22 protein-coding genes are annotated in these 22883 nt (G+C 42.2%); 16 read left to right on the top strand and 6 right to left on the bottom strand.

The window, feature by feature from the left end; genetic code table 11:
- Positions 1 to 26: 26 nt before the first annotated feature.
- The 6 genes from ACTB00_RS07590 to ACTB00_RS07565 all read right to left on the bottom strand — a co-directional run bounded on the left by ACTB00_RS07590 (position 27) and on the right by ACTB00_RS07565 (position 7951).
- Positions 27 to 1304, bottom strand: coding sequence for an AmpG family muropeptide MFS transporter (locus tag ACTB00_RS07590; RefSeq protein WP_463299310.1), 1278 nt, complete (start codon positions 1302 to 1304; stop codon positions 27 to 29).
- 155 nt (positions 1305 to 1459) lie between these two features.
- Entirely contained in the window at positions 1460 to 2791 is a 1332-nt protein-coding gene (locus ACTB00_RS07585) for a SpoIID/LytB domain-containing protein (RefSeq protein ID WP_463299309.1), read from the bottom strand.
- On the bottom strand, positions 2788 to 3765 hold the full coding sequence (locus ACTB00_RS07580) for a DUF4922 domain-containing protein (RefSeq protein ID WP_463299308.1): 978 nt from the start codon (positions 3763 to 3765) through the stop codon (positions 2788 to 2790). The genes ACTB00_RS07585 and ACTB00_RS07580 overlap by 4 nt, the downstream gene beginning before the upstream one ends.
- Positions 3766 to 3769: 4 nt before the next feature.
- Complete coding sequence (locus tag ACTB00_RS07575; RefSeq protein ID WP_463299307.1) at positions 3770 to 5224, bottom strand: glycosyltransferase family 2 protein; 1455 nt, start codon at positions 5222 to 5224, stop codon at positions 3770 to 3772.
- 3 nt (positions 5225 to 5227) lie between these two features.
- The gene (locus tag ACTB00_RS07570; protein ID WP_463299306.1) at positions 5228 to 6727 is read right to left on the bottom strand and encodes a glycoside hydrolase family 10 protein; all 1500 of its coding nucleotides are present in this window, start codon (positions 6725 to 6727) and stop codon (positions 5228 to 5230) included.
- A gap of 183 nt (positions 6728 to 6910) precedes the next feature.
- Positions 6911 to 7951: a CNNM domain-containing protein gene (locus ACTB00_RS07565; protein ID WP_463299305.1), complete on the bottom strand. Its 1041-nt coding sequence runs from the start codon at positions 7949 to 7951 to the stop codon at positions 6911 to 6913.
- Between the two features lie 540 nt (positions 7952 to 8491).
- Here ACTB00_RS07565 and nifH point away from each other — a divergent pair.
- The 16 genes from nifH to modC all read left to right on the top strand — a co-directional run bounded on the left by nifH (position 8492) and on the right by modC (position 22751).
- Entirely contained in the window at positions 8492 to 9316 is an 825-nt protein-coding gene (gene nifH / locus ACTB00_RS07560; protein WP_463299304.1) for a nitrogenase iron protein, read from the top strand.
- Between the two features lie 65 nt (positions 9317 to 9381).
- Positions 9382 to 9702 (top strand): P-II family nitrogen regulator, encoded by a 321-nt coding sequence (locus ACTB00_RS07555; RefSeq protein ID WP_463299303.1) that lies wholly within the window; start codon positions 9382 to 9384, stop codon positions 9700 to 9702.
- Positions 9703 to 9722: 20 nt separating this feature from the next.
- The gene (locus ACTB00_RS07550) at positions 9723 to 10097 is read left to right on the top strand and encodes a P-II family nitrogen regulator (RefSeq protein ID WP_463299302.1); all 375 of its coding nucleotides are present in this window, start codon (positions 9723 to 9725) and stop codon (positions 10095 to 10097) included.
- A 15-nt stretch (positions 10098 to 10112) separates the two neighbouring features.
- Entirely contained in the window at positions 10113 to 11747 is a 1635-nt protein-coding gene (gene nifD, locus ACTB00_RS07545; RefSeq protein ID WP_463299301.1) for a nitrogenase molybdenum-iron protein alpha chain, read from the top strand.
- 18 nt (positions 11748 to 11765) lie between these two features.
- Complete coding sequence (gene nifK, locus ACTB00_RS07540; protein ID WP_463299300.1) at positions 11766 to 13148, top strand: nitrogenase molybdenum-iron protein subunit beta; 1383 nt, start codon at positions 11766 to 11768, stop codon at positions 13146 to 13148.
- A gap of 150 nt (positions 13149 to 13298) precedes the next feature.
- Positions 13299 to 14627 (top strand): nitrogenase iron-molybdenum cofactor biosynthesis protein NifE, encoded by a 1329-nt coding sequence (gene nifE / locus ACTB00_RS07535; protein WP_463299299.1) that lies wholly within the window; start codon positions 13299 to 13301, stop codon positions 14625 to 14627.
- Positions 14628 to 14713: 86 nt separating this feature from the next.
- A complete protein-coding gene (locus tag ACTB00_RS07530) occupies positions 14714 to 16123 on the top strand; it encodes a nitrogenase component 1 (RefSeq protein ID WP_463299298.1) in 1410 nt (469 codons plus the stop codon).
- Positions 16124 to 16237: 114 nt separating this feature from the next.
- The gene (locus ACTB00_RS07525) at positions 16238 to 16405 is read left to right on the top strand and encodes a hypothetical protein (RefSeq protein WP_463299297.1); all 168 of its coding nucleotides are present in this window, start codon (positions 16238 to 16240) and stop codon (positions 16403 to 16405) included.
- Complete coding sequence (locus ACTB00_RS07520; protein ID WP_463299296.1) at positions 16402 to 17733, top strand: radical SAM protein; 1332 nt, start codon at positions 16402 to 16404, stop codon at positions 17731 to 17733. The genes ACTB00_RS07525 and ACTB00_RS07520 overlap by 4 nt, the downstream gene beginning before the upstream one ends.
- Before the next feature lie 228 nt (positions 17734 to 17961).
- On the top strand, positions 17962 to 18267 hold the full coding sequence (locus tag ACTB00_RS07515) for a (2Fe-2S) ferredoxin domain-containing protein (RefSeq protein WP_321286459.1): 306 nt from the start codon (positions 17962 to 17964) through the stop codon (positions 18265 to 18267).
- On the top strand, positions 18268 to 19404 hold the full coding sequence (locus ACTB00_RS07510) for a homocitrate synthase/isopropylmalate synthase family protein (protein ID WP_463299295.1): 1137 nt from the start codon (positions 18268 to 18270) through the stop codon (positions 19402 to 19404). It begins immediately after the preceding gene.
- The gene (locus tag ACTB00_RS07505; RefSeq protein ID WP_463299294.1) at positions 19401 to 19745 is read left to right on the top strand and encodes a winged helix-turn-helix domain-containing protein; all 345 of its coding nucleotides are present in this window, start codon (positions 19401 to 19403) and stop codon (positions 19743 to 19745) included. Before ACTB00_RS07510 ends, ACTB00_RS07505 begins: the two co-directional genes overlap by 4 nt.
- 64 nt (positions 19746 to 19809) lie before the next feature.
- The gene (locus ACTB00_RS07500) at positions 19810 to 20208 is read left to right on the top strand and encodes a hypothetical protein (protein WP_463299293.1); all 399 of its coding nucleotides are present in this window, start codon (positions 19810 to 19812) and stop codon (positions 20206 to 20208) included.
- Between the two features lie 10 nt (positions 20209 to 20218).
- A complete protein-coding gene (gene modA, locus ACTB00_RS07495) occupies positions 20219 to 20959 on the top strand; it encodes a molybdate ABC transporter substrate-binding protein (protein ID WP_463299292.1) in 741 nt (246 codons plus the stop codon).
- Entirely contained in the window at positions 20956 to 21663 is a 708-nt protein-coding gene (gene modB / locus ACTB00_RS07490; protein WP_463299291.1) for a molybdate ABC transporter permease subunit, read from the top strand. Before modA ends, modB begins: the two co-directional genes overlap by 4 nt.
- Positions 21660 to 22751, top strand: coding sequence for a molybdenum ABC transporter ATP-binding protein (gene modC / locus ACTB00_RS07485; protein WP_463299290.1), 1092 nt, complete (start codon positions 21660 to 21662; stop codon positions 22749 to 22751). Before modB ends, modC begins: the two co-directional genes overlap by 4 nt.
- Positions 22752 to 22883 lie beyond the last annotated feature (132 nt).

Raw genomic sequence — 22883 nt, 5'->3', positions numbered from 1 at the left:
CCTGACTCAATAAGGTTAGGCTTTTTTTATTTTTCTTTCGTGCCGAACTTCGGATCAATTTTCAGGAAGTTGACAATTACAAAGCCGGGGATTGTGCATAACATGACCCAGATAAAAAAATATTGGTAGCCAATCATATTCTGGATCCATCCACTTATCATTCCCGGTAACATCATTCCTAAGGCCATAAAACCGGTACACAGTGCATAGTGGGCTGTTTTGTGCTCGCCATCCGAAAGGTAAATCATATAAAGCATGTAAGCGGTAAACCCAAATCCATAGCCAAACTGTTCAATCATAACCGAAGCGGTAATGATTCCGAGTTGTTGCGTTTGAACAAAGGCCAGAAAAACGTAGACTAGATTGGGTAAGTTCATGGCAATGACCATTGGCCAAAGCCATTTTTTTATTCCATGTTTTGATACGGCAATGCCACCAAGGATGCCTCCGAGTGTTAGTGCAATAATGCCAGCGGTTCCGTACACGAACCCAATATTGCTGGTCGTGAGCCCGAGGCCTCCTGCCGATGCGTCATCGAGTAGAAACGGAGACGCCAATTTTGCTAGTTGTGCTTCTCCCAAGCGAAAAACTAAAATGAAAGTTAGTCCGGTCCAAATGCCTTCTTTCTTGAAAAAAGAAACAAAAGTTTCTCCAAAGTCGGCCATTATTTCTTGCATGCTTTTGTCTCCCCGTTTCTGATCGGTTTTGGGGTAGGGCAGAACGAACAGGTGATAGAGCGAAAAGGCAGCAAATAGCGCTGCAAAAACAAAGAAGGTGATGCTCCATGCCCACGAAGTATTGTTGGCAATGGTTTCCATGTAGCCCGCCAGAATAACCAAGGGCCCTTGTCCGGCTAGCATGGCAAAACGGTAAAACGTATTTCGAATACCCACAAAAAATGCCTGATCGTGTTTGGAAAGCCCCAACATGTAAAAGCCATCGGCAGCAATATCATGGGTGGCCGAGCTAAAAGCCATCAACCAAAGAAAGGCCAGACTGTATTGCAAAAAATTGCTCATGGGGAGGGTAAACGCCACACCGGCAAGTGCTCCGCCAACCAGTATTTGCATGCTGATAATCCAGAATCGCTTGGTACGGAGGTTGTCCACAATCGGGCTCCAAATGGGTTTGATGACCCAGGGTAAATAAAGCCAACTGGTGTATAGTGCAATGTCGGTATTGGAAATGTCCAGCCGCTTGTACATGATTACCGAAACGGTCATTACGAAAACGTATGGCAAACCTTCAGCAAAATAGAGAGAGGGAATCCAAGCCCAGGCATTGCGGGTTGTGGCTTTTTTCATATGATTGCAATTGTTTATTTATAAGGTATCATATGGAGCTCGCACTTTAATCGTTACGTTGTGTGTTTTGACTAAAAATGCTCGTTTCATTGTAAATTAAATTTTTATCGGTATTTGATGGAGCAGGCATAAAATGTCTATGCTTGTGTCATCTTTCAATAAATTTTCTTCAATTCTGATCCTTGAAAATAGTGTTTTAAAATGGATTGGTAGTTGTAGCCTTTTTCGCCCATTACAGCTGCCCCAATTTGGCAGAGCCCAACGCCATGTCCCCAACCGGCACCATTGATCACAAATTGTTTCGGAATACCATTTTGTTCACCCAAATGATCGACCACAAAGGCAGAGCTGTATAAATGAGATTCGGACAGTGCCCGACGGATTTCCAGCTCCTTGCCAATAACTAACGTTTGCTTGCTGCCTGTAATTTTCAGTTTAATGATGCGCGACGAATGACCCCGCTGAACAGCTTCTAAGCGGATGATTTTGCCAAAGTCAATACCAGTCTTTTTTTGCAGAAGGGCTGAAAGGTCTTGTTGCCGATAACTGATTTGCCAGCGATAGAAATCAACGGTTTTCTGATCGAAGTCGGGCAATACTTGCGATAGTATTTGCTTGTTGTTTGTATTGCAAAACGCAGATGGATTATTTCTGATCCAATCTTCTGCTTCATCTTCTCGTCGCAGGTCAACACAGGTTGTTGCTGCCTGTTCCGAGTCAACTATTTTCGTCAGGTAACTGTGTCGAATGGGTTCCCAAACGTTTTCAAAATTCTCGGAAATGCCTCCGCAGCACTTCGAAAAGCGGGCATCGCAAATTTCATCGCCGGCAACTAACACTTCTCCATAAGTTTCATCAATAGCCTGGCTGGCTTTTCCGCTGATGATTTTGGAAATGCCCTGGTAGCGTTGGCAATGATCATCGGAACACACATCAAACAGCTGGTGGTCTTCGCGATCGTACCAACGGATAAGTTCTTTTTCATTTTGATGTGTTGAAGGCGGATTGGATGAAGCAGCTTTTATCTTTTCGCTCTTTTCCATTTGAGCCAGCAACCAACTTCGCGAGATAACCGCATGTGCTTTGAGTAAGTTGGTCGAGCTGCTTGCACTCATTTCCGAAGAAATGACCGACCGAAGGTATTCTTCAAGCGGAACAACATTAACAGCCCTCACGTTACCGTCTTCAATCAGTAGTTTTAAGTCGCCGCGAAAGCGTTGGTTCTCTCTTTGTTCCCAATGGAAGTTAATACCAATGGTAACCTCTTCGAGCAAAAAAGAATCATCAATGTTGTTTGAGTGAAAGATGAATTCTTTATTGGTGAGTATTGGTTCATTTTTCGATTTTACAATGATCTGGTCGCCTTCAATGGTCGCTTGATAATAAGATTCGCATCGTTCACCATTCAACGTATAGTCGCCAGACAGTTCGAAGCTGATGGTTTTTTCGGCCATTATGCCGACTTGCAGGGTTGGTTGTACTGTCATAAGCGCACTTCTAATTTTTCTTTTAATTGCTCAAAATCTTCATCATTCATGCTCACCTGATTGTAGATATCTTTCAGGTCATCTTTGGTGAGTTTCTCAAAATCTTCTTTCCGGGGAAGAATAATAAGCCCCCCCATTTCTACTGATGCCGGACTGATCAACATCTGATCGTTCCCTTCAGCAAAAAACTGTTTTGGTCGTTGTTGGTCTCTCGGGAAAAGAATAATCTCCCACCGATCTCCTTCAAAGTTAGCGAGTAGATTTAGCATTGGCTCACCTTCTTGCCCCCTTTCTGCCAGAGAATTAATGATAATTTTAAAATGATGAATCAGATCCTGTTCTGATTTTGAGCTTATATGGATCAACTTTCGAAGATATCCATTACCAATGGCGGTAATTGTTGAGCTTTGATCTTGAAAAAGAAGATCTCCATAGGCTGTTGAAATTCCGGGGTTTTCCATTTCAATCGGGATTTGATTCTTGGTACAGGCTTGAAAATGAAAATGATCGGGAGCCGATGCACCGCATTTTGGGCCGTTGTAGAAGAAGGTAAATTGTGGTAATTTTTTACTTATTTTCATCAGATCGTGAAAATAAGGGTGAATTTCTTGTGGCAGATGTTCTTTTAACGGAATCGTTAAATGCTCGCTGAAAATGGGAAATGGATTAATTAAAATCGAATAGTTGGAATTGAAGTCGATTCCGGCTTGTTCCTGTGGTTTATTCTTTTCGCAAAGAAAACATGGCCGCTTCCGGATTGATTTGGAATCGGTTTTAGCAGCTGATGATCGGATTCTTTCCGGGTTGAATTGAGCGATAATCTTAAAGCCTTCGAAGTCGAAGGTTTTTGTTTTGACGGACTTAAGTCCGTCGTAGTTTTTGCGAGCCAACTCCCATCCTTTTTTTTGTTGTCGAATGAGTTTATTTACTTCATCGGGCAAATTGCAAGGTCTATTTTCGTCGTGCTCACTCAAGGTATCAGTGGTTTTCGTTGTTTTGTTTGATGCGCGCTTTCAACTCAAAAGTCCGCAGGCTGTCTTTGTATGCATTGTGCGTATTTTGTTTGACAATATCCAGCGAAGCATCCGAGTTTTCTTCCCAACGTCGGCAGCGGTAAATCGGATTGTAAATACGGCCTATTTTATAGGTTCTGGAAATAGCCAGACCTACCGCATAATCCTCGCCGTAACTGGTGTTTGGAATGCGGATATTTCGCAACACAGGAGTGTAAAAAGCACGCGGTGCTCCAAGTCCGTTTATCCGAAGGGCATTGTTTGGTCCATTCTCAGCAGTCCATTCTTTGTGGTCAATCAGGCCGGGAGGAATTTCCTCCAATTGAAAGTCACACATTTGGTACGATCCAATGACCATGGCACATTGCTCCTCGTAAAATTTATCGACCACCTGTTGCAAGGTACTTTCGTCGTAATACAGATCATCACTATCTAACTGGACGGCAAATCTTCCGCATAATGGGTGGAAAACTGCTTCGTTCCAGCAGCCACCAATCCCTAAGCTATTTGATTCAGGAATTACATGTATCAGGCGTTCATCTTCATATTTGCTCAATAGCTCTGTTGTTCCGTCAGTCGAATGATTATCAACAACAATCAGGTTGAATGGGAATTTGGTTTTTTGTTTCAGCACCGAATCTACGGCATCCTGAATCGTTTTAATCCGGTTGCGAACAGGAATAACCACGGTGGCTTCAACCGGAAACTCGCCTTCAAAATGAACTGACTTGAACGGATGTTGCAGAAAACCTCCAATTGCCTTTAAATGCTTCGTGCAGGCTTGCTCCATTTCAATTTGTTTTTCGCGGGCATTGTCACTCACGTAATCAAATTGCTTTTCGCCCGATTTGCGGATGTCGGTTTCGGTCATGCTCACTAAAAATTCAGGCACACGGCAAATGTCGCCCATTCTCGAAGCTTGTAAACGCAAGGCGTAATATCCGGCCTGTTTCCAATCGGGATGTTTTTCTGCAAAAAATGCTTTCAACACATCGTTGCGATATAGTTGAACGGGCCCAAAGTTAAAATCGTCGCGAAGGCTTCCCAGTTGATAATCAATTACCAGATGATTTGACCGGACGCCTTCTTTCATTTCGGTATAATCGGAATAGCACATGCTTGCCTGGCTCGCATGTGCTAGTTGAAGAAGTCGTTCGATTGGGAACTGCCCAAAACCCAATTTGGTATTTTGAAGAGCCAGAAATGCATATTGATTTGTTGTCGCTTCTGCAATTTTATTGATGCAGTCGGTTGAATAAATCTGGTCGGCAAGTATTAATTCGGCTCCTGTCAGGTTTTGCTTTTCAGTGCTAATCACAAAAATAGATTGAACCTGTTTCGATTTACGAAGTTGATTGATTACATCTTGTGTTTCTGATTGGCCCGTGAAAGCAATAAAACAATCAATTTGCTGAGTCATTAATTACAATTTAATAATAACAGGATTCGAGATTTTACTTTCATTGTTCAGCCTATCGAGCGCAGAAACCCTGAATTCATATTCCACCTCATTGTCTTTCTTTGTGAGGTGAATCTTGTTCTCCGGAGTTATTTTGAAAATAAATCGCGGGTCATTGGGGTCAAATTGTTGTCCAACTTTATTCCTGTATACGATGTAACGATTTGTCTTATCCAACTCAATTTCTGATTTGTCTTTTTTCCATTTCAGTACTTTTCCCCATCCTTTTTTCACTTTTCGTGGTTCCGGCGGTGCCTGGTTGTCAATCCAAGGCATTTCAGGAATTAACGCCGGATACTTATAGAGCTGATTTTCCAGGGTATCTTGAAACCCAATCATGTCGCGATAAAAATGGTGGGCACTAAAAAAAGCACTTCCTTGTATTTCCGGTATTTTGCGCGTGAGTCTGACCTGTTTGGGTAGTTGGTCGGCTTGTTGCCACTCAATGATCGATGATGATGGGTTTATTTTATAAAGTGCATGGCCAACATACAGGGCTCGTTCGTAGGTATGTAATTTCCACCAGTGGCAGAGTGTTTCAAAGTCGGCTGCCGGATGTCCAATGTACCAATAAATTTGAGGCATCAAGTAATCAACCCAGCCATTCTTCATCCATTTGACGACATCGGCATACAGGTGGTCGTAATTGGTATTGCCAGCTGATGTTTTCGAGCCAAGTGGATCATTTGCAATGTTACGCCAGACACCAAACGGGCTAATTCCAAATTTCACCCATGGCTTGACGGATTTGACGGCATTGCTCAATTTTTCAATCGTTAGATCAACATTATTTCTCCGCCAGTCTTCAAGTTGATTTTCGGCAAAATTTCCACCATGCTCTTTAAAAGAAGTGCTATCGGGAAAGGCTTCTCCAATAATCGGGTAGGGATAAAAATAGTCGTCAAAGTGGATGGCATCAATGTCATATCGGCGGACAATATCAACGACCACGTCCGTGATAAATTGTCGGGCTTCCGGCATGCCGGCATCAAAGTACAGTGAATTACCATATTTGAGTACCCAGTCCTTATGTTGAAAAGCAATGTGGTTTGAAGCCAACGGTTCATCGTATTTCAGAGCGACTCTGAACGGATTTATCCAGGCATGGAACTCCATATTTCTCAGGTGACATTGTTCAATCCAAAATTGCAACGGATCATAGCCTGGGTCCTCTCCGGGCTTCCCGGACAGGTATCTGGACCAGGGTTCAAGATCTGATGGGTAAAAGCTGTCGGAACAAGGACGAATTTGCAGAATTACGGCATTCATCCCCGTTTTTTGAAGAAGGTTAAGTATCGCGATCGCTTCGTATTGTTGCCGCGCTGCGCTCATCCCTGCCTTTGAAGGCCAGTCAATATTATTTACCGTTGCGACCCAGGCTCCTCTAAATTCTCGTTTGGGGGCTACCTGTGAAAAACCTGTCAGGAAAAGAAATAGAAATAGGATAGATAGTTTTATGCGCATAAATCAATCATTAAAACGATTTTCAAACCTAAAATTAGGTCTATTCTGCCAAATATAGTACCAAATGAGCAATAAATATTTAAGTATTAACAGGTATTAGCTGGCGCGTCTGCATAGCTTGCTGTTTTAAAGACTTTTAGTGTTAAAATAGGCTATTATTACCCCATTGTTTGTCGCTGTTTCTCACTTAATATTAATGTGCTTAGTCCGTTTTGCCCAACGCTCGCGAGCTAGTTCTTGCATGTCGGTTTGAATGTCTCTTTCGTCGGTGATTTCAAGCCCCAAGATCGTTTCAATAATATCTTCCATCGTTACCAATCCTTCTGTTCCGCCGTATTCATTTATAATCAGGGAGATATGTTCTTTTTTGAAAAGTAGCTTTTCGAAAAGTACTGGAACTGTAATATTTTCGTAGCTCACAATAATATCCCTTTTCAGGTTTTTAATCTCATTGTTATTTTCGCCGGCAGCCAGTTTTTCCATCACATCTTGTTTTAATACATAACCGGATATTTTATCAATACTTTCCTGGAAAATAGGAATGCGTGAAAACTGAAAAAAGTTTTCCTGTCCGAAAAATTCCGCAAGTGTCATAGTTTCAGCGGCTGTAAGCATAACGGTTCGGGGAGTCATGATGTCTTTCACTTTGATGTCTCTTAACCGGATCAGGTTGATGATTATTTTGCTTTCAGTTTCTTTAAAAATACCTTCATCCAGCCCCAGAGATGCCAGCATGGCCACTTCTTCCCGACTAACGGATTCTTTTTTATTCTCTTTCGAAATTAGCTTCGTTATAAATTCGGTCAGTAATACCAGCGGATAGGTGATAACGATAAGCACCTGTATAATTCTGGCGGAAGGCATTGAAAGCTCTCGCCAAAATTGAGCGCCAATCGTTTTGGGAATGATTTCGGAGAATACCAGAATTAGGATCGTGAGTACGGCTGAAATGATTCCAAAATAAACTTCACCGAACAACTTGGTGGCTTCCGATCCAACACCTGCTGCACCAATAGTATGAGCCATTGTATTTAAAGTTAAGATTGCTGCGAGAGGGCGGTCGATCTGGTTCTTTAGTTTTTTCAAAACTTTCGCAGACGGACTACCATCTTCCTCTTTCAAATAGATGTAAGACATGTTGACCGAAAGAAGCACTGACTCAAGAATGGAACACAAAAATGAAATTCCCAATGCCAATACCAGATAAAAGATGAGCATACCCATAGATGTGATTTGTTTTTTTGAAAAGATAAGAATTGTATCGGACAATCCAACATGATCAAAAAAGAAGATCTCTCTTAATAAGGGAGTGGTAAACTTTTGGGGATCTTTTTCAATCAACTAATTCCAGGAGACTTTGCCTCGGGGATAGTCAGCTTTAAGAATTTTCTTTTTTTTTCCAGGCATAGTGAGCTCGGATTTAAAAAGAAGCAGAATCTAGCCGGAGCACTCATTTTCCAGAATCGCTGTTTCCCACATAAATGTAGGTTAAGCCTATATTAACACCTTCCTAACGCCCTAAAATTAGGGCTTTATGCTTTTTAACATGAAATGTAGTTGAAATAGGGGCTTCTTACAAAAATGTAGGAAATCCGGAAGGTGTGAAAAGCCGTGCCAAAAAAGTGTGCTGGGTTTAAGTTTCATAAAATCAAGAATATAGATTTTGTTTATGGTGTCATTGGATTCCTCTATTGGAGTTTTGGCATCCTTCTCGTTAAGGGGGAGAGCAAAGAGAAAAATATAAACCCTCTAAAATTTTAAAAGATGAGAAAGATAGCAATTTACGGAAAAGGTGGTATTGGTAAATCTACCACAACTCAAAACACAGTAGCCGGATTAGTAAAAATGGGTAAAAATATAATCGTTGTAGGATGTGATCCCAAGGCGGATTCAACCCGTCTTTTATTAGGTGGTTTAGCTCAAAAAACAGTTTTGGATACACTTCGTGAAGAAGGTGAAGATGTTGAAATTGATGATGTAATCAAAAGAGGTTATGGCAATGTTCGTTGTGTTGAATCAGGTGGTCCTGAGCCAGGTGTAGGATGTGCCGGTCGTGGTATCATTACTTCAATTAACCTGTTGGAACAATTGGGTGCATGGGATGAAAAATACGAAACTGACTATACGTTTTATGATGTACTAGGTGATGTTGTATGTGGTGGTTTCGCAATGCCTATTCGTGATGGTAAAGCTGAAGAAATCTACATTGTAGTTTCTGGTGAGATGATGGCGATGTACGCTGCAAACAACATCTGTAAAGGTATTAAGAAATACGCTCAGGCAGGTACTGTACGCTTAGGTGGACTGATTTGTAATTCTCGTAAAGTAGATCACGAACGTGAAATGATTGAAGAGCTTGCTCGTCAATTGGGAACTCAAATGATTCACTTTGTACCTCGCGACAACATGGTTCAACAAGCTGAGATCAACCGGAAGACAGTAATTGAATTCGCTCCTGATCACCCACAGGCTGCTGAGTATGCTCAACTTGCTGCTGCAATCGACGCCAACGAATTGTTCGTTATACCAGAGCCATTAGAAATGGAAACATTGGAAAAGCTGTTGATCGACTTCGGTATCAGCAACTAATTTATCACCCCGCCCCTTCATTTATAGTCAACTAACGAAAAAAATAGGAGAACACAGATATGTTAATGATCAGAGCAATTATCCGCCCCGAAAAATCAAGTAAAGTATTGACAGCGCTTTTTGAAGCTGGTTACCCTGCGGTTACAAAAATTCCAGTCGTCGGTCGCGGAAAACAACGTGGTATCAAGATTGGTGATGTTACTTACGATGAGCTGCCAAAGGAAATGTTGATCGTTGTAGTAAACGACGAAGACAAAGACTTTGCTCTTAAAGCAATCATGGACGCTGCAATTACAACTCCAAAAGGAGCTTTTGGTGACGGAAAAATCTTTGTGACCCCAGTAGATGAAGCTTATACCATTAGTCGCGGATCGAAAGAGTTATAAACCCTAAAAAATCCAGGACTATGAAAATGATATTAGCGATTATACGCATTGATAAAATGAACGCCACAAAAAAGGCATTGACTGAAGCAGGAATTTCATCAATGACTGCAACAGGAAAAGTTTTCGGACGTGGGAAGGGACTTTGGGATGCTAAAGTTTTGGAAGGTGTTAAAAACGACCAACCTGAGGCATTAGAACTTCTTGGAAAAGAACCAAGACTCAGACCTCAGCGTGTTTTAAACATTGCTGTTTCTGATGAAAACGTTCAAACAACAATTGACACCATCATCGAAGTGAACCAGACTTCAAATCCAGGCGACGGAAAAATCTTTGTATTGCCTCTGGGTGATGCCATGCGTGTCCGCACCGGTGAGACTGGTACAACAATACTTTGATAAAATTGAAAAGTTATGGCTAAAAAAATAGATTATACAAACGGATTACCAGATCCTTCGGAACTCAAAGAAGAGATTCTGAAAAAATATCCCCGCAAAGTCGCTAAAAAGCGTGCCAGGTCAATGGTTATTAATGAACCGGAAGCGGGAACTAAGGAAATCCTTGCTAACGTAAGAACGGTTCCTGGTATCATTACACAACGTGGTTGTACTTACGCCGGATGTAAAGGGGTAGTACTGGGGCCCACCCGTGACATCATTAACTTGGTGCACGGACCAATCGGATGTAGTTTCTACGCTTGGTTAACACGTCGTAACCAAACACGTGTTCCAGAGGGTGGTGATAACTTCATCAACTACTGTTTCTCAACTGATATGCAAGATGAAAACATCGTTTTCGGTGGAGAAGTAAAATTGAAAGAAGCAGTTCGCGAAGCGTTCGAAATGTTCAAGCCTAAAGCAATCGGTATTTTCTCAACTTGTCCGGTTGGTTTGATTGGTGACGACGTTCACGCTGTTTCACGTGAAATGAAAGAAGAATTAGGAATCAATATCTTCGGATTCAGTTGCGAAGGTTATCGCGGTGTATCTCAGTCTGCAGGTCACCACATTGCTAACAACGGCGTATTCAAAAACGTAGTTGGGTTGAACGACCGCGACCGTGCTGGTAAATTCCAGGTGAACTTATTGGGTGAGTACAACATTGGTGGTGATGCTTTCGAAATTGAAGCATTATTCGAAGAAGCCGGAATCGAATTATTGTCTACTTTCTCAGGTAATTCAACCATCGAAAGTATGGAGTATTCACACACGGCCGACTTGAACATGGTCATGTGTCACCGTTCCATCAACTACATCGCCGAGATGATGGAAGAGAAATACGGTATTCCGTGGATCAAAGTGAGCTTTGTTGGTGCCGAGTCAACGGTGAAATCAATGAAGAAAATTGCCGAGTATTTTGGTGATGCTGAATTGACCGCTAAAGTTGATGAGATCTGCGCACGCGAAATGGCTAAAGTAGAAGCTGTTCGTCAAGAGGTTAAACCATCAGTTGAAGGTAAATTAGCCATGATGTTTGTGGGAGGTTCTCGTGCTCACCATTATCAAGATCTTTTCAAAGAACTTGGAATCAACGTTGTTTCTGCCGGATATGAGTTTGCTCACCGTGATGACTACGAAGGACGTGAGGTAATTCCAAACATCAAGATTGATGCTGATACCCGTAACATCGAAGAAATTACAGTTACGAAAGATGAAGAACTGTTCCGCGACGATTTAGCTACCAAAAAAGCAGAGCTTGAAAAAGCCGGATACAAATTCAGCGATTATGTTGGTATGATGCCTGAGATGAGCAAAAACGCATTGGTTATCGATGATGTAAACCACTGGGAAACTGAGAAGCTGATTGAATTCTACAAGCCAGATGTATTTTGTGCCGGTATTAAAGAGAAATACGTTGTTCAAAAATATGGCGTCCCTCTAAAACAGTTGCACTCTTATGATTACGGTGGTCCTTACACGGCCTTTGATGGTGCAATTAACTTCTACAAAGAAATGCAACGTATGTTGGCTACAAACATTTGGAAATTGGTAGATACACCATGGAAAAATGAGCCTGAGATCGTTGGAAGTATGACTATTGACGCATAAAAATCAGGAGGAATTATCATGTTATTAAAACATACAACAGATCAAGTAAGAGAGCGGAAAGCCCTAACCGTTAACCCGGCAAAAACTTGCCAACCGGTAGGAGCAATGTACGCCGCACTAGGAGTGCACGGATGTTTACCACATAGTCATGGTTCGCAGGGATGCTGTTCTTATCACAGAAGTGCATTAACCCGTCACTACAAAGAGCCGGTAATGGCTGCAACAAGTTCATTTACCGAGGGTGCTTCCGTATTTGGAGGACAAGCCAACTTGCTAACAGCGGTTGACAATATCTTCGGAATTTACGAACCTGAAATCATCGCTGTTCACTCAACGTGTTTGTCTGAAACAATTGGTGATGACCTCGGCCAAATCGTAGCGAAAGCAAGAGATGATGGTAGAATTCCGGAAGGAAGACACGTAATTCAGGCTTCAACGCCTTCTTACGTTGGATCTCACGTCACAGGTTATGCCAACATGTTGGAAGCATTTGCAAAATACTTCGCAGAAAAAACGGACGATAAAATTAAGCAAATAAACTTGTTGTCTGGTTGGGTAGAACCTTCTGACATGCGCGAGTTGAAAAGAATCACGGAATTAATGAAAGTTAAATCTGTACTTCTGCCAGATACTTCGGATGTATTGGATACTCCAATGGTGGGAAAATACGAAATGTACCCTAAAGGTGGTACAACTATTTCTGAAATGGTTAGCATGGGTGATAGCATGAAAACTGTTGGACTAGGAGCATGGGGAACTGAAAAAGCGGCCAAAATGTTGGACAATAAGTGTAAAGTTTCCTATGATATCACTGACCTTCCAATTGGATTGAAAGCAACTGACCGTTTTATTCAGGTTTTAGCAACTGCCGGTAAAGTTTCAATTCCTGAAAGCATTGCCGATGAGCGCGGACGTCTGGTTGACGCCATCACAGATATGCACCAGTACCTATACGGAAAACGCGTAGCTGTTTTCGGTGACCCGGATAACATTATTCCATTAGTTGAATTCTTGTTGGATATGGATATGAAACCAGTTTACACTGTTTCAGGAACTCCAGGAAAAGCCTTCACGAAGAGAATGGAAGAAGTATTCGCAGGTCGTTGCCCGGAGGCCAAATACAAAAACGGACCTCAAGCAGATATGCTGTTGATGCACCAGTGGATTAAAGAAGAGCCGGTTGATATGATTATTGGTAACACCTATGGAAAATACATCGCTCGCGATGAGAACATACCATTCGTTCGCATGGGATTCCCAATCATCGACCGTATCGGGCACAGTTATTTCCCAACGGTAGGTTACCTGGGAGGTTTGCGTATTGTAGAAAAAATCCTGAGTGGCATCATGGATAAAATCGATGCAACAACTATCGAGGAGTCTTTCGAACTCGTCATGTAATCTTTACATCTATCTCTATATATAAGACATCCTTCTCTTCAGCCAAAATGGAAGGATCTTCAGGGAGACATCCCTCTAAACATGTTCTTCATAATGTCAAATAAGAAAGGGGGCTACCCGCAGCCCCCTTTTCTTCTAAAGATTAAACAGATGAATACATTTATAAAAGACAGGCAAAACCAAATTCTCACAAAAGGGAATAGCGATGCAAAAATCGCTTGTGGTAAAGCCAGTGTGGCCGGATCGGTCAGTCAGCGGGCATGTGTATTCTGCGGATCACGTGTTGTGTTGTACCCCATTGCCGATGCCTTGCATTTAATTCATGGGCCGGTTGGTTGTGCTGCTTACACTTGGGATATTCGTGGTTCTCTGTCTTCCGGACCACAACTTCACCGGTTGAGTTTCACCACGGATTTAAAAGAAAAAGAAGTCGTTTTTGGTGGCGAAGAACGACTGTATAACGCCTTGGTTAGTTTGATTGACCTATACAAACCCAAAGGCGCATTTGTTTATGGAACCTGTATAGTTGGAGTAATCGGCGACGATGTTGAAGCTGTGTGTAGACGGGTTACACGCGAAAAAGGCATCGATGTTATTCCGGTAATGGCAGCAGGTTTCGCAGGAAGTAAAAAGGATGGCTACAAAGTAGCTTGCGATGCTTTAGCAAAACTAATGGGTACCGACACGACCTATAAAGCACCGGAACACAGTATTAACATTCTTGGAGATTTTAACTTGGCTGGAGAACTCTGGATGTTGTCAGAATACTACAAAAAAATGGGTGTGAACATGGTTGCCTGCATGACAGGCGACGGACGGATAGATGATGTTCGCAAAGCGCACACGGCTCAGTTAAATGTTGTGCAATGTTCAGGATCGATGATTGGCCTGGCAAAAGGAATGAAAGAAAAATACGGTATTCCGTTTATGAAAGTTTCCTATTTCGGAATTGAAGATATGTCGGACGCACTTTACGAAGTGGCCAAATTCTTCAAATCAGACGAGATGATGGAAAAAGCCCGGAAGCTGGTCAAAGAAGAACTAAGCATTTTGCTGCCTGCTTTGCAAAAGTATCGACAGGAGCTGGAGGGAAAGAAAGCAGCCATTTATGTTGGCGGCGCTTTCAAGGCAATCTCTCTGGTAAAAGCACTTCGTTTAATCGGAATGAAAGCTGTTGTGGTTGGCTCACAAACAGGGAATCAGGACGATTATGATTTATTGAAAGACTTGTGTGATGAAGGAACCATCATCGTTGATGATTCCAATCCAAATGAACTCTCAGAGTTCGTGAAACAAACCGGAGCCGATTTATTTATCGGTGGAGTGAAAGAAAGACCAATCGCTTACAAATTAGGACTTGGTTTTTGCGATCACAATCACGAACGTAAAGAAGCTCTCGCGGGATACGATGGCATGCTGAATTTTGCAAAGGAAGTACACGCTTCGGTTTGCAGTCCGGTTTGGCAATTCATGAAGTAGAAAGGCGGAAAAGGGAAAACGAAGGCCGGTGAAACGGTACTCGTAACCCGAAACTTTCAACTCGAAACTCAAAAAAATTGAAGAATATGTTTGAAAATGCACCCAAATTAAAATCTACAAAAGAATTTACAGCCACGCGGAATGCCTGTAAGCTCTGTGCTCCACTAGGTGCCAGCATAGCATTTAAGGGAATTCGCGGATGTGTCCCCATCATTCATGGTGGACAAGGCTGTGCGACCTACATTCGTCGCTACCTGATTAGTCACTACAAAGAACCGGTTGATATTGCTTCATCGAACTTTTCGGAAGAAGCGACCGTATTTGGTGGCGGTGCCAATTGCTATACAGCTCTTAACAATGTAATTGGACAATACAATCCGGAAGTGGTCGCCATGTGCACCACTTGCCTTTCAGAAACGATTGGCGACGATGTTAATTTATACATGCACAATTATAAAGAAGATAATAAGCATGAGAATTTACCTCACATAGTGACAGCATCGACCCCTAGCTACCAGGGATCACACATGGACGGATTTCATGAAGCAGTTGCTTCGGCCGTGAGAACTTTTGCCAAAGCAGGTGCGAAAGGCGAGCATGTGAACCTGTTCCCTGGTTTTGTTTCTACCGAAGATTTACGTCAGTTAAAATATATTTTAACTGATTTTGGTCTTGATTATGTGATGCTTCCCGACTATTCGGATACGCTTGACAACCCAATTTGGGAATCCTACAAGCGGATACCCGAAGGAGGCACATCAATTAGCGAAATTGAAACCTGTGGTTCAGCAGCTGCTTCTATCGAGTTTGGCACAATTATCAATCAAGGATCACTTTCCGGTCGGGTCAGAAGTAAAAGCTTATCATCGACTGCTGCATCGTACCTCCAAAAGGAGTTTGGTGTTGAAAATCATCAAATGCCTTTGCCAATAGGGGTGAAGTTGAGCGATGCTTTTTTCAACGCTCTGGAGAAAATTTCAGGAAAGAAAATGCCTACCCGCTACAACCGCGAGCGTGGTCGTTTGATCGATTCCTACGCTGATGGACACAAATATATTTTCGGAAAGAAAGCGGTGGTTTATGGCGAAGAAGATTTTGTAATTGCCATGACTACTTTCCTTGATGAAATTGGAATTGACGTAGTTCTTGCTGCTACCGGTGGCGAAAGTGGAAAGCTTGAATCAGAAATTCGTAAGTATTGCCCCGAGCGGGGAGAGACGATTCTGGCTAAAAATCATTTCGACTACGAAAATATTCACGAGTGGTGTCAGAAAAACAAACCAGACCTTTTCGTGGGAAATAGCAAAGCGTATTACATCGCCCGCGAATTGCAGGTTCCAATTATTCGCAGTGGATTTCCAATCCACGACCGAATCGGTGGCCAGCGCATTAAGCATGTTGGTTATTCGGGTACTCAGGAACTGTTCGATAAAGTTGTAAACGCATTGATAGAGTATAAACAAGACCATTCTTCGGTCGGCTATAAGTATATGTAGAATCTGGCTGCAAGGCTGCTCGGACCAACGATAAATAGCCGCAAGGAGCGCATGAATGGCGTTAAGGAGTAGACGAGCATCCATAAGGAACGCAATAACAGCTTGAAGGAATGGATGAACGGTGTTAAGGAATACAAAGATGGACGTAAGGAACGCATGAACGTCCATAAGGAACCGAAAAAGGACAGGAAGGAGAGCCCGATGATCCCAATTTCGCCAGAAGAGAAGCTGTATTTACTGGATATGGAAGACAAATTGATAATTAAAGAGATGAAGCGATGAAAAAAACTCAGAATATTCAAGAACCAACGAGCCCGAAGTTTCCCTCCCACAGAGGAGCTCGGAAAACTTCTATTGATATTGAAAAGCATCCATGTTTTAGCAAAGATGCAAAAGGAAAATATGCCCGGGTTCACCTTCCTGTGGCTCCCAAATGTAACATTCAATGTAATTATTGCAAGAGGGATAATGACTGTGTAAACGAAAGCCGTCCGGGAGTAACCAGTAAAGTCTTGTCGCCCGAGCAAGCATTAACTTACCTGATTAAGTTGAAGGAGAAAATGCCTCATCTTTCAGTGGTAGGAATTGCAGGTCCTGGCGATCCATTTGCTAATCCGGTTGAAACCATGACTACTTTACGTTTGATTCGTAAAGAGTTCCCCGAAATGATTTTATGCCTTTCGTCAAACGGATTGAATGTAGCTCCTTATGTTGATGAATTGGCAGAACTAGAAGTGAGCCACGTTACCATTACCATGAATGCTTTGGATGCTGAAGTAACCAAAGATATTTATAGCTGGGTGAGATTAGACAAGCGCGGATATGTTGGGAAGGAAGGTGCAAAAGTGTTGCTGGAAAAACAACTGGAAGCTATCAAAATGCTGAAAATGTATGGTATTACTGTTAAGATCAATACCATCGTTGTGCCGGGAATCAACGACCATTTGGTTGGCGATATTGCCAAAGAGTCGAAAGAGCTGGGAGCAGATCTGATGAATGCAATTCCTCTTTATCCGGTTGCCGATACACCATTCGAAGATTTGGAAGAGCCATCAGCGATTACCATGCGCGAAGTTCGTGCTAAAATTGCACAACACATCAAACCAATGACTCATTGTGCTCGCTGTCGTGCTGATGCTGTTGGTTTGCTCGGACAGGATGATCCGGAAGCAAAGAAACTGCTGAGCGATGTAGCCAAAATGACGGTTGAAGTTGATGAAACTCGCAAATATGTGGCAGTTGCCAGTAACGAGGGAATGTTGGTAAACCAACACTTAGGCGAAGCCGACTCCTTATATATATACAAGGAAACACCTTCGGGTTACCGTTTGGTTGAAGAGCGTCGTACGCCACCATCCGGAACAGGAAATAACCGCTGGGAAGCACTGGGTAAAAGTATTGATGATTGCCGTGCTTTGTTAGTCGGAGGAATTGGGCCTTCTCCCTCATCAATTATTGGGCGCTCGGGAATCAAAATAGTAGAAATGACAGGATTGATCGACGATGGTCTGGATGCAATTTACAAAGGCAAAAGCCTGAAGACGGTTAAAAAGGCAGATGTTTTTCGCTGTGGAGCCGAGTGCTCGGGCAGTGGCACTGGTTGCGGATGATCCGTTCCCGAAAAAGACAAATTCATCCCGAATTCATTTCGGGATCTGCATCTAGTTTGGAAAGACACTTTGATCAAACAGATCCTGAAACAAAATCAGGGCAACAATAAATATATCAACCTTTAAATATTCTCAACAATGAAACGAGCATGTTTAGTCAATACACAAAAGGTAATGGTTAAAGTGCGAGTTCCATATGATACTTTATAAATAAACAATTTTAATCGTATGAAAAAACCTGAATATCACATTTTAGTTTGCAACTCGTACCGGGTGGCAGGCGACGCCAAAGGGTTTTGTAACAAAACCGGCGCTTCTGATTTTATTCCATACATTATGGAAGAATGTAATGACCGTGGCATTGATGTCGCTGTTACATCAACTGCATGCTTAAATGTTTGCTCGCAAGGACCAGTTATGGTGGTTCAACCATTAAACTTATGGTACGGTGGAATCACTGAAGAGCGTATCGACGAAATTCTGGATGCGCTGGAAGAAGGTGAATCAGTAGAGGAATATTTGATTGCAGATTAAATGACCGCTAGATCACTCCATATAATTGACACAACCCTCCGGGACGGCGAACAAGCCCCCGGAGTGGTTTTTAGCTTTGATGAAAAGCTGAGAATTGCCGCTTTGCTTGACGAAGCCGGGGTGAAGGAACTGGAGGTTGGCACTCCCATTATGGGGGAGAATGAGCAAACGGTTATTCGCGAAATTGTAAAAGCGGGCTTTCGATTTCAATCGACCTGTTGGGGGCGTGCAACCGAAGAAGATATGGTCGCAGCCGAAAAAACGGGTGCCGGACGGATGAATATTTCATTTCCGGTTTCGGACATTCAGCAGGTATCGATCGATAAAAACCGGAAGTGGGTGATGGAACGCATCAAACCGATGATGGCTTTCGCTCGAGAGCGGTTCGATTTTGTTGCTGTTGGAGCACAGGATGCCAGTCGCGCAAACCGGGCGTTTTTACACCAATTTATTACGGCATGCTTAGCCGAAGGAGCTAATCGCATTCGTATTGCCGACACGGTTGGTACGTTGAACCCGATGTCTACAATGGACTTATTTAGCTGGTTAGTTCACGAATTCCCGGGTGTTGAGTTCGAATTTCATGGGCACAACGATTTAGGAATGGCCACAGCAAACACGGTTTCAGCTGCTCTTGCCGGATGTGCTTCATCAAGTTTAACGGTGAACGGACTGGGAGAACGTGCCGGAAATGCCTGTTTAGAAGAAGTTGCTGCCGCCATGAAAGTTTCAGCACAGTCTGATTGTGGTATTCAACTCGATAAGTTGCAGGAACTGTGTAAAACGGTTTCAGAGTTGTCGCTTCGCAAATTACCGGAATCAAAACCCATTGTTGGCGAAATGATTTGTCGTCACGAATCAGGTATCCACTGCCGCAGTTTGGTTCGAAACGAATTGAGTTACCAGGCTTTCAATCCAGCTGACTTTGGTCGCGAAACCGAATTGGTTTTTGGGAAGCACTCTGGCAGCGGCGGATTAAACCATTATTTGCGATCGAAAGGAATTCTTATTTCGAAGGAGCAGTTGCAATACATCATGTTTCGGATGAAGGAAATTGCCCATAAAGCCAAAAAAGCCTTGGATTACGAAGATGCGTTGATGCTTTTAAATTCTTATTCAATAAACGAGCAGAAATGAAAAGGAATTTAATTGACGGTGCTGTTTGGTTCGACATGAATGACGAAGGTGTAAAGTGCCACTTGTGGATGCAAATTCTCTGTTCAGTTAACGAAACCGGATCAATTTCAGGTACCGCGCAGCAACTGGGAACTTCGTATTCTAAGATTTACAACGAGATTGTAAAACTAAATTGTGCCGCCAAGCAAAAGTTAATCGTTTCGGCCCGTGGTGGTGTTGGTGGTGGATTTGCCGAGCTGACGATTGAAGGACATCAAATTGTGAAATTATACAATGAAGCTCAAAAGCAGTTTGATCAGTTTATTAATGGGATGAATAAAAAACTGGAGCCTTTTTTTTAGAGATCGTTATTCAAAAAAAGATAACGAAGAATCAATTTAGGAATACAATTTAAAATTTAGAATTATGGAAACTTGGAATGGTTATTACGAAGAGGCAGCAGCTTATTATAAAACGATAGTAGGCGCACGAAAGAAGAATCGCCCGTTTGGAAACCTCGTTTATTACAACATGATCGGTCTTTCGTTGGAAGGTTTTTTAACGGCAGTTATTGCCAAAGACAACGATTTACCCGAGCACTCAAGCATTTCGAGCATGTTGCGCATGACTAAAAGGAAGTATGATGTGCCGGAAGCTTTTACTGATGAAAGTCGGTTCTTTAATAGGTTCATGAATTTCTGTTCGTTGGAGGTGCTTGAAATGTTGGAGCCAACAGACGATGAAATTGATCGGATGGTCAAATTCGTTGCAGATTTAAAAGAGTGGATTGATAAAAACGTATTGGCTTTAGAAGAATCCTGCTAATTTTAGCACAATGAAACGAGTCTTTTACGCATTATTAGCTCTACTTATTCTTGCTTCGTGTAACGGAACAAGAAAGGTTAATGAGAATGAAATTAAGGTATTTGCTGCTGCTAGTTTGACTGATGTTGTGACTGAACTCGCTCAAAAGTTTGAGCAGGAGTATAACGTAACAGTGAAGTTGAATTTAGCGGCATCCGGGACTTTAGCTCGTCAAATTGACCAGGGAGCTGAAGCGGATGTGTATCTTTCGGCGAATAAAAACTGGATAGATTTTCTGGTGGAAAAACAAAGGACGAAAGAAACAGCTGTTTTTGCAAAGAACGATTTGGTTTTGATTTCGCCACTGAATAAGGACTTCCAATTTGAAAAGGTAGACTCATTATTGACGAATTCTGAAAGTAAAATTGCGATCGGAGATCCGGGCTTTGTGCCGGCAGGCAGGTATGCCATGCAGGTTTTCGATTATTACCAACTCAATATAAAGGATCGGTATTTGCAAAGCCAGAATGTTCGTTCTGCTTTAATGATGGTTGAATTAGGAGAAGCTGATTTTGGGGTGGTCTATAAAACCGATGCGCTGCAATCGAAAAAGGTGAACGTGATTTATACTTTTCCAGAGGAAACACATAAGCCAGTAGAATACTTTCGAGCACTAATTTCGGATAAAAATTTGGCGAAGCAATTTTACGATTATCTTTATTCTGCAGAAACAGATAATGTGTTAACCAATTATTCATTTATTATCGATTGACTGAATTATTATCCATAGGATTAACAAACGCAGAGTGGTCAGCTTTGGCAATTTCAGTTAGGGTGTCCTTACTCTGCGCTTTTATTTCATTGCCTTTTGCCGTTGTTTTTGGGTGGATTCTGGCTCGAAAGGATTTCAAACTAAAAGCTTTTGTTGAAGCTTTTTTGCATGTTCCCATGGTAATGCCACCGGTTACCACTGGTTATGTGTTGCTTTTGGTATTTGGTGCTCACGGCTTCTTGGGCGAATTTTTAAACGAGTATTTCGGAATAAAAATAGCTTTTAGTTTCACTGCGGCCGTTGTTGCTTCTATTATTGTGTCGTTCCCATTAGCTGTTCGGGCTGTTAAACAGGCCATCGAAATGGTAGATAAGCGCTTGGAAGATGCCGCCGAAATTTTAGGCGCAGGGCGAGTAAAAGTATTTTTCACAATCACAGTTCCATTGGCTTTTCCAGGTATATTAAGTGCTTTTTTACTGAGCTTTACCCGTAGCCTGGGCGAGTTTGGCGCAACCATCACCTTTGCCGGCAATATTTTTGGCGAAACACGAACAATACCTTTGGCTTTATTCTCGGCCATGCAAACCCCCGGAAAGGAAGGTGAAGCATTTCGCCTGATGCTTATTTCTATTGTGATCTCATTTATTGCGATGCTGGCTTCGGAGTTGGTTAATCGTCGCTATCAAAAATCAGTCAAAGTATGAGCAGACCGGTTTATGTCGATATAAAATACAGGCGTGGAAACTTTCTGCTACAGATGAAAGATTTTATTCCCGAAGGAATAGTCGGCATATTTGGCCCATCTGGTTCGGGTAAATCTTCGCTGCTAAAAATTTTGGCTGGCATTGAATTTCCCGACGACGGGCAGATTATTATTCGTGGGCACGAGTTTTATAATCGTTCGTGCAAAATAAAGGTGCCTGCCCGAAAACGAAAAGTAGGGCTGGTTTTTCAGGAAGGGCGGCTGTTTCCACACATGACCGTTCGAAAGAACTTATTGTATGGTCACGACTCCGATTCTTCCATTAGTTTGAAAGAAGTGGTTGACCTCCTGGAGATCGATCATTTGTTAAGTAAAAAGCCAGATCAGTGTTCCGGTGGCGAAAAACAGCGCATCGCAATTGGTCGCATGCTGTTAAATTCACCAGAGGTTTTAATGTTGGATGAACCATTTTCAGCGCTTGACCAGCGACTGAGACGTAATATAATACCATTCCTGATAAAAATACACGAAAAATACCGCTTACCCATCTGGGTGGTTAGTCACGATATTGCGGACCTGTTAATGCTCACCAGCCAATTAATGATTATTAGTAATGGACGAATCCTGGGGAGTGGAAACTATTATGACTTGCTTTTTGATTCCGTCGTCGGTCCAATTCTTCAACAGCAAGAAGAAATAAACTCGGTTCGGTTGAAAGCACAAAGTATAGATGTTGTCAATGGAATGACAGCCTTTTATTATTATTCCGATTACTCTTCCAATTATTTAATGGTGGATGTTGAGGCGCAATTAGTCCCCGATGATCAATTAATAGTAAGTATTGCTCCACAAAATATTAGCCTTTCGCTAGATCGTGTTGATGCTATTTCAACAAGAAATCAATTACAAGGGGCAATAACTTCAATAAACAGAGTTGGCAAAAAGGTGTTTTGCATGGTTGATATTGGCTTCCCGGTTTTGGTTGAAATTACCAGCTCATCAATGGAACGAATGAATTTAGAGGAAGGTAAACAAGTATTTTGTCTGATCAAGTCGAGTAGTATAAAAATATTAAGCATTGGTAAGTGATTGTTTTTTAGGGCGTACCGGAGCACCTTCTGGAAAAGATTAAAAATAAATTACAAAAGGTATTGTGAGACCGGAAAAGGTGTCTATATTTGCACCCGCTTTGAGAGACATACTGGTCAAGCAGATGTTTCT

The sequence above is a fragment of the Sunxiuqinia sp. genome, from assembly GCF_055140945.1.
This window is presented reverse-complemented; position numbering and strand designations above follow the sequence as displayed.